Below are 12,356 nucleotides of genomic sequence, written 5' to 3'. Positions count from 1 at the left end.
ACTAAAACAAAAAGGATAAGGGAATGAAGCAAGCGACAGGAAAGAACAAACCGGCATTGGCGCCAACATGGAAATTGAACGCCTTGCTGTGCGCGTTGTTGGCGGCAGGTGGCGTACAGGCCGCACCCTATACGGAAGGCGGCAAGATAGGCGATCCGGCAAGCTGGCGCAGTAATGAATTCAATGCCAACTGGGGGTTGGGGGCTATTCACGCCGATGAGGCCTATGCCGCGGGTTATACCGGTAAAGGGCAAAAGGTGGGCATTTTCGATACTCCGGTGAACAAGCACCCTGAATTTGCCGGTGACGGTAAACTGGTGAATGTGGTTACCCAGGGCAATAGAGCTTATACCGACCCGCATCGGACAGATATTAAGGCCGGCGATCGTTTTTACTTCGACGGCACCTTCCATTTCTATAACGGTGCGACGCTAAGTAACCACGGCGTCCACGTGGCCGGTATCAGCGGGGCCAATCGTGACGGCACCGGCATGCATGGTGTGGCTTTTGACTCACAAATCATCAGCGTTGATAACGACAATGACGGCCCGGCGTATGGCGAATTCCTCGGGCTGGACGGCAGCGTGACCAACGCGGGTTGGCAGGCGATGATCAACAACGGCGTGCGGGTCATCAATAACAGTTGGGGCGTCAGTATTCCCGATTTCCTGTCGGATAATGGCAAAAAACCCGATGCACTGCATTTCGAGCTGAAAGACGCACAGGAGCAGTTTGATCAGGTGAAACCGTTGCTGGGCAGTTTGGCGGGGGCCGGTTATCAGGGCGCGATCGATGCGGCACGTAAAAATATTCTGGTGCTGTTCGCCGCCGGTAATGACGGCAACTACAACCAACCGGACGTGATCAGTGGATTGGCCTATTTTGTCCCGGATATTGCGCCTAACTGGTTGTCGGTTGCCAGCGTTGCGCAAGATGATGCCTCCACCAACAGCGTGCCTTATACCATCAGCAGCTTCTCTTCCCGCTGCGGCTATACCGCCAGTTTCTGTGTCTCGTCACCGGGCAGTAAAATCTACAGCACCGTGGCCAACGGTTCAGACCCGAATCAACTGGTCTCGGACTACGGCAATAAAAATGGGACCTCAATGGCGACGCCGCACGTGACCGGCGCGGTCGCCGTGTTGCTGCAGCGCTTTCCGTACATGACGTCGGCGCAAATTGCCGACGTGCTGAAAACTACCGCTACCGATATGGGCGCACCGGGTATTGATGCACTGTACGGCTGGGGGATGATCAACCTGGGCAAGGCGATTAACGGTCCGGGCATGTTCTATACCGTCGAAGACATTCCTGAAGAGTTCCGCATTCCGGATCCGACGGGCGTGGCTTATGGCTCGTCACAGTTTGTCGCCAACATTCCTGGCTTCGGAGCTGAAATCGATCCAGGCACGCTGCAGGCTCGCACTTGTGATGACTACCACTGTTCGGTAGAGGTCTATTCCAATGACATCTACGGCCATGGTGGTTTGACCAAAGAAGGCCAGGGTGCGTTGGTGCTGACCGGCAACAATACCTACTCCGGCCCGACCTGGGTGAACACAGGCTTGCTGGCGGTGAATGGCTCGGTCACTTCGGACGTCACGGTGCAAAACGCCGGTGTGCTGGGTGGCTCCGGGACGGTGGGATCACTGACCGCCCGCAGCGGCGGTACCGTGGCACCGGGCAATTCAATCGGCACGCTGAATGTGGCTCGTAACGTCAGTTTCGAGCCGGGTTCCCGTTACGCGGTGGAAGTAGCCCCCAACGGCCAGAGCGATCGGATCCAAAGCAACGGATCGGCGACGATCGGCGGGGGTGAAGTGGCGGTCTCGCTGGAGAACAGCACTAATCTGCTGTCGCAAAGCGAAGTCCGCAGCCTGCTCGGCCAGCAGTACAACATCCTGACTGCTCAACAGGGCATCAGCGGGCGGTTTGATTCGGTAGCACCGAACTACCTGTTCCTCGGTACCGGGCTGACTTACCAACCCAATCAGGTCACGTTGAACGTCGGTCGTAACGACACCAGCTTCGCCAGCGTGGCAGCAACCCAGAACGAGCGTGCGGTCGCGGCAGCGGCAGAGGCATTGGCGGCGGGCAATCCGGTGTACGAGAGCATCCTCAATGCTGGATCTACAGGGGAAGCCCGTCAGGCGTTCCGTCAGTTGTCCGGGCAGATCCACGCGGATATTGCCTCGGCACAGGTGAACGACAGCCGTTACCTGCGTGATGCGCTGAATGGCCGCCTGCGGCAGGCGGAAGGGCTGGCGACCTCGCCGGACATCAAGGCTGACGACGACGGCGGTGCCTGGGCGCAGTTGCTGGGTGCCTGGGACCATGCGTCGGGCGATGCCAATGCGACGGGCTATCAGGCCTCGACCTATGGCGTGCTGGTGGGGCTGGACTCGGCATTGGCGGATGACTGGCGCCTGGGTGTGGCGACCGGTTATACCCGGACCTCGCTGGACGGCGGCTACGGCTCGAATGCGGACAGCGACAACTACCACCTGGCGGTGTACGGCGGCAAACAGTTCGGTGAGCTGGCGCTGCGTGCCGGTGGTGGCTACACCTGGCACCGTTTCGATACCTCGCGTTCGGTCAATTACGGCATGCAATCAGATCGCGAAACCGCGAAATACAGCGCGCGCACCGAGCAGGTGTTCGCCGAGGCGGGTTACAGCGTGAAGGCTGACTGGGTCAATCTGGAGCCGTTCGCCAACCTGGCGTACATCAACTTCCAGAACAACGGTATTTCGGAAGACGGCGGGGCAGCGGCGCTGCACGGCGACAAACAGCACACTGACGCCACGGTGTCGACGCTGGGGCTGCGAGCTGATACCCAGTGGCAGGCGAGCAAAACCACTTCGGTGGCGCTGCGCAGCGAGCTGGGCTGGCAGCATCAGTACGGCGATTTGGATCGCGGCACCGGGCTGCGCTTCAACGGCGGCAACTCGCCGTTTGTGGTGAACAGCGTGTCGGCCTCGCGTGACGGTGCGGTGCTGAAAGCCAGTGCAGAGGTGGCGGTGAACAAGAATGCCACGCTGTCGCTGGGCTACGGTGGCCTGCTGTCGCAAAACTACCAGGACAACAGCGTCAACGCCGGTTTCACCTGGAAGTTCTGATCCAACGAACTTAAATCCTGTTACTGAAACCCTGGGGTCAGCTTGCTGGCCCTATTTTTTTGGATTTTAACGGGGTGATGGCGGAGGGAGCACGTATGATGTATCACGCCGCTTTGCGGTAAAAACGACAAAAAAAAACGGGACCCTTGCGGATCCCGGTTCAAAACGCGGTAAAACAGTTTAGCGCTTACGGCCCATTTACGGCGAGGGTCTGTTGCATACATTCTCTCTGCGCCGTAATCGAAACGAGCTTTCCCTGGTGTCATTGTGATTATTAGTGATGCGTTCTTACTATTGTTATATTTTTATTGTGGTGTTGCTGTGTGTCTCTTCTGATACCATGTTTGACTATATAATGTGGTATGTCAAGCAATGTTTAGATTGTACATTGTATGATATACCAGTTTTGGATCGCTTTTTTGCACGGCAAGTATGAAAACGACTGAAAAAACAGCAAAAAAAATCGAAGGAAAAAATGGATAACAATCACCAAAAATTCGATTCACAGTCGATTGCAAACCGGGTCAGGGAACTGTTTGTACATTATGGGATTGGCAAGCGTCAGCATGCTAAAGAGCTCAGCCGTATTCTGGATCTGAGTTTTTCGCATGCGCACCGTAAGCTGAAGGGGCAAAGTCCCTGGACTCTGGAGCAGATTAACAACGTTGCGGCGGCATTAGGGGAGACGCCGTCAGCGATCGTGGATCTCGGTACTGAAAATGACATCTCCGCGCAAACTATTGCACGAGATGCCATCTTTTACGTCGGTGGTGCGGAGTTAGCCTGTGTCGGCTATATCGGCCATGAGCTGGTTGGCGGAAGGACGTCGGAATATGTCGCGCTGCAACAGGCAGGGCAATGGTGTGTTTATCGTGCGGATGATGCGCCTCAGGGCCAGCGTTACAGCGTGGAACTGATCGAGGTTCGCCCAGCCGCCGTCGAAGACGAGCGTTTGAGCATTGCGGTCCTGGATGATTCACATCAGGCGGCCGATGAACTGACAAAATACCTGAACGGGCGGGGTTTCCATGCGGTGGCGTTTTATGACGTCAGCAGTTTTTGCCTGGCGTTGCAGCAGAGCCTGTTCGACGGTTATGTGGTCGACTGGCTGATCGGCCAGGAAACGGCAGACCAATGCATTGAAACCATCCGCGCTTCAGACAACCCGGATGCGCCAGTCCTGGTGCTGACCGGCCAACTGGGCACCGATCAGCGTGAGTCTGAAATCGCCAGGGCGATGCGTGATTATGACGTGCTGGGTCCTTATGAAAAGCCAGTACGGCTCCATGTGATCGAAGCCGCGCTGCTGCGGTGTTTTAACCTTTAGCGATCAGCAGTGAGGCCAGTGCGGATGACAAGGCGTCCAACCGCACCGGCTTCATTAAATAGTTGTCGAACAGCGCCCGCTGCTCGGCAGCCAGCTGTTCCGGGCTATAAGCGCTGATGCCGACAATCGGGATTTGGCGATTGGGACCCCGCTGGCTACGCAGTTGTTTCGCCAGCGCGGCACCGTCAATGCCGGGCATTTGCAAGTCCAGCAGCAATGCGTCGTAAGGGCGCCTGAGCAGCTTTTGCAGCGCCCGTTCCGACGAGTTGCACAGTTCATATTGATAGCCGAGTTTGTCCAATAGCGCAGCGAAAGCGTCACTCACCGATTTGTTGTCATCAACCACCAAAACATGCTGCTGTTTGCGCAGCAGACCCTGGTGGTGGTGCGGTATTTCGTCCAGTTGTTGATCGTCGCTGACCTCGACCGGAATACTGACGATAAAGGTACTGCCTTTTTTGATATCGCTGTAGACGGTAATGCTGCCGTCGAGCAGCGTGACCAGCCCATGCACAATCGCCAGCCCCATCCCGACGCCGCCATACTGCCGGGTATGGGATTGGTCCAACTGGGTGAAAGGCCGGAATATCTGGTCAAGCATCTCTTTTTCGATTCCGATGCCGGTGTCGGTAACTTCAATAATCAACGAATTGCCGGTCGGCTGGCGTCGCAGGCTGCTGTACAGCGTGATAGTGCCGCTTTCGGTGTACTTGAACGCGTTGGTCAGCAGGTTGACGATAATCTGCCTGATGCGCAGCGGGTCAGAATGTATCTGCAGATGACCGCACTCCACCTCACACAGCAGCGTCACCTGATCTTTCTGACGCAGCATATTGATTTCGTTCGCCGTTTCCTCGACCAGCCGTTGGACGTCGAAGGCGGCGATACGCAGTTCCATCATCCCGCTGTCCAGATGGGCATAATCGGTCAGGTCCTTCATCTGGCTTTCAATTTGCTGCGCGGCGGTTTCCAGCCGTTGGAAGGTATCCGCATGCTCCGTCGACACCTTGGTATTCACCAGCACATCAATGGCGGACATAATGCTCTGCAGCGAGGTGCGTAACTCGTGACCGATGGCCCCCAGAAAGGCATTTTTGGTGCGGGTGGCTCTCTCCGCCTCAATCGCCTTGGCCTGTTGGCGGATGGTCAGGCGCTGCTGACGTAGCACAATCAGAGTGATGGCAATCAAGGCGATCACCGAGAACATCACGATCACCAGACCGTAAAAAATGATATGTCGTTTTTCGATATAGTCTTCGTAGGCGGCGGTGCGTTGCTTCACTTCGGCGTGATCGGTCAGGTTGGCCATCTCAATCGCGTAAGGCTTGATCTGCCGCATGGCCTGCGAAATCAACGAGAAATCAATCTTTGGGCTGTTCAGCAGAGTATCAATCTGATCCATTTTCGCCCGCATGTGTGCGACTACCTCGGGATAACCCGGTTCGGCGTACAGTGGCTGGGTGGATTCGGACACCGTTTCCAGCACGTAAAAACGGGAATAAAGGATTTCAAATTTAAGCCGCAGATCCTCGGCATCCACCTGCGGTGCATTTTTCAGCTGTTCGACCAGCGTATCAAACTCGGCCAGCTTGATGGAGAATTTGGCGATCGACCAGGAGTAATTTTCCTGAGTACCGGCAATAGCATACAACCCTTTCTTTGACAGGGTCGCACTGTAGTAATACAGCGTTACCGTCGAGGCCACCAGAAACAAGGCGGCAAAAATCGCCGGGATCGCCAGCCTGCTGCTGTTTTTAAACCCTGTGAGCTTCATTTGATCACAATCCTGTCCACTTGCCAGATAAAGCGTGAGTTGTAGAGCGGGGAATTCAACTCAGGCCCTGCGGCATCCCTGGGATAAACCAAAAATAGCGGTCCGAAGTTTCTGACCTTCAGCATTACGCCGTCCATCTTGTAGGCCAAAATCATATTGTATTTTTCGACGTCGGACAGCGGCACGTCGATGTAATAATCGTTCAGCGCATAAAACGTCAGCGTGCTGCCTTTGGCGCCCACACGCGCCAAAATGTCCGCCACAGCAATCCCTTCGAACTTTCTTTGCGGCGTCCAGGAGGTTGAGGTGGTGATGCTCTGCACCGGCATTGCCAACAGTTGTTTATCGGTAAACAGATAGCTTTTCTTTACCGGGTCGGTGGTGTTTTTGATGTTGCCCGAGACTTCCAGAGTAAAACTCAGCGCACTGGATTGGACGACCATCAACGCAAAAAAAGCCAACGTGATGTTTTTAAATAGCTTGAACAGCATCGGTGTTCTCCAGAGTCGCGGATGCTTGCATGAGCTCCGCTCATTGATCAGGCAAAATAATGGCAGAAAATAAAAATTTGTGTTGAAGGGAATGGTAAAGAGCACGAAAAGAAAAGGCCAGGGATTGCCCTGGCCTCGGTTTTTGCTGATTTTCGCGCTTAGCGCATGGTGACAAATTCTTCCGCAGCGGTCGGGTGGATCGCCACGGTGTTGTCGAAGTCTTTCTTGGTGGCGCCCATCTTGATTGCCACGGCGAAGCCCTGCAGGATCTCGTCCATGCCGAAGCCGATACCGTGCAGGCCAACAATCTTCTCTTCTTTACCTACACACACCAGTTTCATGCGGCACGGCTGACGGTGCTGCGTCACGGCGCTGTACATGGCGGTAAATGAAGATTTATACACTTTCACGCTGTCCGCCCCGAATTTCTCGATGGCTTCCGGCTCGGTCAGGCCGATAGTGCCGATTGGCGGATGGCTGAACACCACGGTAGCGATGTTGCTGTAATCCAGGTGCTCTTCCGGCTTGTTGTTGAACAGACGCTCGGACAGGCGGCGACCGGCGGCCACGGCAACCGGGGTCAGTTCAACGGCACCGGTGTTATCACCCACCGCGTAAATGCCTGCTACGTTGGTGTTCTGGTATTTATCGACGTCGATGTAGCCATTTTCGTTGGTTTTCACCCCGGTCACGGCCAGATTCAGGTTATCGGTCGCCGGTTCGCGACCAATCGCCCACACCAGGCTGTCGACGATGAATTCCTTGCCGTTTTCCAACTGCAGCGTCAGGCTGCCGTCGGCGTTCTTGACGATGGCCTTCGGTACCGAGTCGGTGTGCAGGCTTGGCCCTTCGGTGTTCATCACTTCCACCAGGGTTTCGACAATCATCGGATCGAAGCTGCGCAGCGGCGCGTGCTTACGTACGAACAGGTGCGTTTCAGCACCCAGCGCGTTCAGCACACCGGCGATTTCTACCGCGATATAGCCCGCGCCTACGATGGCAACGCGTTTTGGCATGGCGTCCAGATCGAAGAAACCGTCGGAATCGATGCCGTATTCTGCACCCGGAATGTCCGGATGGCTTGGGCGACCGCCGGTGGCGATCAGAATATGGTCGGCAGTGATTTTCTCACCGTTCACTTCCACCGTGTGGGCGTCGATAAAGCGCGCAAAACCTTTGATCACGTCGACTTTATTTTTGCCCAGCACGTTGTCGTAGGAATTATGGATGCGGTCGATATAGGCGGTGCGGTTAGCCACCAGCTTTTTCCAGTCAAACGCATTGACGGTGGTATCGAAACCGTAATCCGGGCCGTACAGGTGAATAGCCTCGGCGATCTGCGCCGCGTGCCACATAACTTTTTTCGGTACACAACCCACGTTGACGCAGGTGCCGCCCAGTTCCTTGGCTTCAATCAGTGCGCATTTCTGGCCGTACATGGCTGCCCGGTTGATCGATGCGATGCCGCCGCTGCCGCCGCCAATTGCTAGATAATCGTAATGTTTGGTCATCTGGGATTTCCATGAATTGTGTGAATCGAAGAGCGTAAGAGTTTAACGCCTGATGCAGGTTTGTCGCAAAGATTGCGTCGATGGCTGTGATAGGTGGGGTAAAGGCGCGGCGGGCCGCGCCCCGGAAGCTTATTCCGGCACCACCCAGTTCACCAGCTGATGACCATTGCCCGACGGCACCAGAATTTTGTGCAGCCACGGCAGCACGTTTTTCATCTGCTGTTCCAGCTTCCACGGCGGGTTAATCACGATCATGCCGGAGGCCGTCATGCCGCGCTGGTCGCTGTCGGGTCTGACCGCCAGTTCGATCTGCAGAATATTGCGGATGCCGGTGGCTTCCAGCTCTTTCAGCATGCGCTTGATCTGCTGGCGCATCACCACGGGATACCACAGCGCGTAAGTGCCGGTAGCAAAGCGCTTGTAGCCTTCCTGCAGGCCTTTGACCACGTCCTGGTAATCGGTTTTCATTTCGTACGGCGGATCCATCAGGATCAGCCCGCGGCGTGAAAGTGGCGGCAATTGGGATTTCAACTGTTGGTAGCCGTCGGCGCGCTGCACCTTGGCGCGCTCGTCCTTCTGGAACTCATTGCGCAGCAACGGGAAGTCGCTCGGGTGCAGTTCGGTCAGGTGAATTTTATCCTGCGGACGCAGCAGCTGGCGGGCAATCAGCGGCGAGCCAGGGTAGTAACGCAGTCTTTCGCCGCGGTTAAAGTTGTGCACTACGCTCATGTAGGCCGCCAGCTCTTCCGGCAGGTCGTCACGTTGCCACAGCAGGCCTATGCCTTCCAGGTATTCCCCGGTGCGCTCGGCGTGTTCACCGCTCAGCTGATAGCGCCCTGCGCCGGAGTGGGTATCCAGGTACAGGAACGGCTTGTCTTTTTCTTTCAGCGATTCAATGATCAGGCTTTGAACGGTGTGCTTGAGCACGTCGGCGTGGTTGCCGGCGTGGAAACTGTGGCGGTAACTTAACATGGCTTGTGGTAATTCCTTGTGCTCCCGACGGAGCGTGCTGAACAGAATAAAGGCTTATATTCTGCACAGTATAAACTGTCTGGGCGGGAAAAACCGGAATGCGTTACCACAGACCCTCTATCAAGGAGCAGGACAATGACCGAGTCGGCTATTTTGGCTAACTATCCCGGCGCACCGCGCTGGCAATTTGGCGACAGCCCGGCGCTGGCGGATGAGCTGTTGCAACGGGTGCTCGACGGCGACAAAACTGCAACCTGTGGTTCCTATGTCGCCTATCAACAAGCGAAATCACCGCTGGTTGGGGATTATAACGTGATCCTTAATGGCCAGGGTGAACCCGCCTGCGTCATCAGAACGCTTTCACTGAAGCTGACTCGTTACTGTGACGTCACCGCCGAGATGGCCGCGCTGGAAGGCGAGGGGGATAAGAGCCTGGCCTTCTGGCGCGAGGAACATCAGGCATTTTTTACTCGCGAAGGTACCTTTTCGCCGCAAATGTGGCTGGTATTTGAAGAGTTTGCCCTGGTTGAGGTCCTCTAGTTACGCGGCAGGTTGCTTTAGCGCAGCAACCACCTGTTCCCGCAACCAGCTATGGGCCGGATCGAGGTGCGAACGTTCATGCCATACCATCACCATGTCATAGCCTGGCAGCGCCAGCGGCACCGGGCAGGTGCGCAGGCTGCCCAGCAGTTCACCCAGCATGCGTGAAGGCAGCATGGCCACCAGATCGGATTTTGCCAGCAGCGTGGGAATGAACAGGAAGTGCGGCAGCGACATCACTACCCGCCGTGCCAACCCCTGCGCCTCCAGCAACGTGTCGGTCAGGGTACGAAAACCGCCGCCGTCCTGTGAAACCATCACAAATTCCAGCTGGCAGAACTGCTCCAGTGAAGGCGGTGTCTGCAATAATGGGTGGTCACGGCGGCCCACCAGCAGGTAGTTCTCGTGAAATAACTGGCGGTGACGTAGCCCGGCTGGCGCTTCTTCACGGGCCAGAAAACCCAGGTCGATCACGCCGTCGGCCAAATCACGACTCATGGTTTTGGGCGACGCTTCGCGGATCGCCAGACGGGATTTGGGCGCTGCCAGCCGCAGTTTGGGCAACATCGGCAGCAGAATGGCATATTCAGCCGCGTCGGCGGCGGCCAACTGCCAGGTCATTTCGGCCTGCAGTGGATCAAAGGGATGTTCCGGCGCCACCAAACGACCAAGGTCGGCCAGCGTCTGGCGCAGTGGCGTCAGCAGGCCGAGTGCGCGCGCCGTGGGCAACATGCCACGTGGGCCGGGTAGCAGCAGGGGATCGTGGTAAATCTCACGCAATTTGGCGAGCTGAATACTGACCGAAGGTTGGCTCAGATTAAGACGGGCCGCCGCCCGGGTGACGTTACGCTCGCTGAGCAGTGCTTCCAGCGTGACCAGCAAATTGAGATCGACCCGCTTTAAATTGTTGATAACTATTCCTCGTATTAAATCTATCAATTTCAACTATAGCTCCAATCCTCCTACCGTGGAACGGACGCCGGAAAAGCCGGTGAAACTGCAACGGATAAGGACGAGATGATGAAACTGAGCGAGTACGTTAGCTACGATGCGTTGGGGCTGGCCGAACTGGTGCAGCGCGGCGAAGTCAGTGCGCAGGAGCTGCAACAGACGGCGCAGGCCGCGGTTGAGGCGGTGAACCCGGCGATTAATGCGGTGGTGGAACATTGGACGCCGCCACCACCGGAGGGTGAAGGCTCACTGTCTGGCGTGCCTTTCCTGATCAAGGATATCGCCATCAGCATGGCCGGCAAGCGTCAGGAACTGGGTAGCCGGTTGGCACAGGGCCATATCGCGGCGACGGACAGTTATCTTATGAGCAATATTCGTCGCGCCGGGCTGGTCACCTTCGGCCGTACCACCACGCCGGAGATGGCCTTCAGCACCACCACCGAAGCGGTGCTTTACGGCGCGACGCGTAACCCCTGGAATCCGGATTTTAGCGCCGGAGGGTCCAGCGGCGGTGCCGGTGCGGCAGTGGCTGCCGGGATTGTGCCTATCGCTCACGCTACTGATGCCGCCGGTTCGATCCGCGTACCTGCCTCGTCGAATGGACTGTTCGGCCTCAAACCGACGCGCGGGCGGGTATCGCATGGACCGGCGATGGATGAAGTGTTCAACGGCTTTGGCGTGCAACTGGGGCTGAGTCGTACGGTGCGTGACAGCGCGGCCTTGCTGGATGCCCTGCAGCACCCACATCCCGGCGAACCTTATTACACCACACCACCGGCACAGACCTGGCTGTCACAGGTCACGTCAGAACCCGGCCGTCTGCGTATCGGCATGATGACTCAGGCGTGGAACGGCGGGAAAACCGATCCGCACATCGCTCAGGCCACGGCCGATACTGCCGTGCTGCTGAGTGAATTGGGCCATCAGGTTAGCGAGGTTGAGATGGCGATCGGCGCCAGTTGGCAAGAGCTGGTGTTCGCCAATGCGCAAATCTGGTGTGCCAACCTGGTCGGCTGGGTGGATGGCCTGAGTCAGGCAACCGGGCGGCCGATCTCAACCGAAACGCTGGAGCCGGAAACGCTGGCCTGTTACCGCTACGGGCTGGCTGCCAGGGCGGTGGATATGGTCGCGGCACTTGATGTGCGTAATCGGGTGACCCGCGCGGTGGCTGCCTATTTCCAGCAGTATGACCTGCTGCTGACCCCGACCCTGCCCGATTTACCCTGGCGCATTGGCCGTTACGGCACAGGGACGGCGGATATGAGCGGCCTGGAATGGACAGCGCATTTATTCGATCACTCGCCGTTTACGCCGGTATTTAACGTGGCGGGCGTGCCGGCGATGTCGGTGCCATTGGCGCAGGATCCGCAGCATAACCTGCCGATAGGCATGCAATTTGTTGCCGGTTTTGGCCGTGAAGATGTGTTACTGCAACTGGCGGGTCAACTGGAGCGGGCTGCGCCCTGGCAGCAGCGACGTCCTGCTATTTGGGCGGGGAATGCATTGCGCTAGTTAGATTACCTGTCTTCTCTCAATGGCTATGGGCCGGCTCGAGGTACGGCCTTATCTTCCCCTGCCTGCCAGGAGTATTTGTTAACGGGATCTCTTTTAGATTTGTTTGTTTTTGCATCAACCAATATATCGGTGTATCGTTGCTTTGCATCAGGGATC

Annotated in this window: 9 protein-coding genes; 4 read left to right on the top strand and 5 right to left on the bottom strand. The window is 56.7% G+C overall.

Going from position 1 to position 12,356, the window contains the following annotated elements; translation table 11 throughout:
• Positions 1-23: 23 nt before the first annotated feature.
• Positions 24-3,119 carry an autotransporter outer membrane beta-barrel domain-containing protein gene (locus tag NHG65_RS24800; protein ID WP_499182782.1) on the top strand — a complete coding sequence of 1,032 codons (3,096 nt, stop codon included), beginning with the start codon at positions 24-26 and terminating at the stop codon, positions 3,117-3,119.
• A gap of 475 nt (positions 3,120-3,594) precedes the next feature.
• Positions 3,595-4,446, top strand: a complete 852-nt coding sequence (locus NHG65_RS24795; RefSeq protein ID WP_099063407.1) for a helix-turn-helix domain-containing protein — start codon at positions 3,595-3,597, stop codon at positions 4,444-4,446.
• Here NHG65_RS24795 and NHG65_RS24790 read toward each other — a convergent pair.
• The 4 genes from NHG65_RS24790 to NHG65_RS24775 form a co-directional block, all read right to left on the bottom strand.
• The gene (locus tag NHG65_RS24790; RefSeq protein WP_261418010.1) at positions 4,436-6,220 is read right to left on the bottom strand and encodes an ATP-binding response regulator; all 1,785 of its coding nucleotides are present in this window, start codon (positions 6,218-6,220) and stop codon (positions 4,436-4,438) included. The two genes, NHG65_RS24795 and NHG65_RS24790, sit on opposite strands and share 11 nt — an antisense overlap.
• Positions 6,217-6,711: a putative pterin-binding protein gene (locus NHG65_RS24785; protein ID WP_099063409.1), complete on the bottom strand. Its 495-nt coding sequence runs from the start codon at positions 6,709-6,711 to the stop codon at positions 6,217-6,219. Before NHG65_RS24785 ends, NHG65_RS24790 begins: the two co-directional genes overlap by 4 nt.
• 158 nt (positions 6,712-6,869) lie before the next feature.
• Entirely contained in the window at positions 6,870-8,222 is a 1,353-nt protein-coding gene (gorA, locus tag NHG65_RS24780) for a glutathione-disulfide reductase (RefSeq protein ID WP_261418012.1), read from the bottom strand.
• A gap of 129 nt (positions 8,223-8,351) precedes the next feature.
• Positions 8,352-9,194 (bottom strand): 23S rRNA (adenine(2030)-N(6))-methyltransferase RlmJ, encoded by an 843-nt coding sequence (locus NHG65_RS24775; RefSeq protein ID WP_099063426.1) that lies wholly within the window; start codon positions 9,192-9,194, stop codon positions 8,352-8,354.
• Positions 9,195-9,329: 135 nt separating this feature from the next.
• Here NHG65_RS24775 and NHG65_RS24770 point away from each other — a divergent pair, with 135 nt between their 5' ends.
• Positions 9,330-9,734: an ASCH domain-containing protein gene (locus NHG65_RS24770; protein WP_499182781.1), complete on the top strand. Its 405-nt coding sequence runs from the start codon at positions 9,330-9,332 to the stop codon at positions 9,732-9,734.
• Here NHG65_RS24770 and NHG65_RS24765 read toward each other — a convergent pair whose 3' ends face one another.
• Positions 9,735-10,646, bottom strand: coding sequence for a LysR family transcriptional regulator (locus NHG65_RS24765; RefSeq protein ID WP_499183507.1), 912 nt, complete (start codon positions 10,644-10,646; stop codon positions 9,735-9,737).
• 105 nt (positions 10,647-10,751) lie between these two features.
• Here NHG65_RS24765 and NHG65_RS24760 point away from each other — a divergent pair, with 105 nt between their 5' ends.
• A complete protein-coding gene (locus tag NHG65_RS24760; RefSeq protein WP_499182780.1) occupies positions 10,752-12,197 on the top strand; it encodes an amidase in 1,446 nt (481 codons plus the stop codon).
• Positions 12,198-12,356: the final 159 nt, after the last annotated feature.

The sequence above is a fragment of the Serratia myotis genome, from assembly GCF_027474885.1.
In the GTDB taxonomy this organism is placed as follows: domain Bacteria; phylum Pseudomonadota; class Gammaproteobacteria; order Enterobacterales; family Enterobacteriaceae; genus Serratia; species Serratia proteamaculans.
This window is presented reverse-complemented; position numbering and strand designations above follow the sequence as displayed.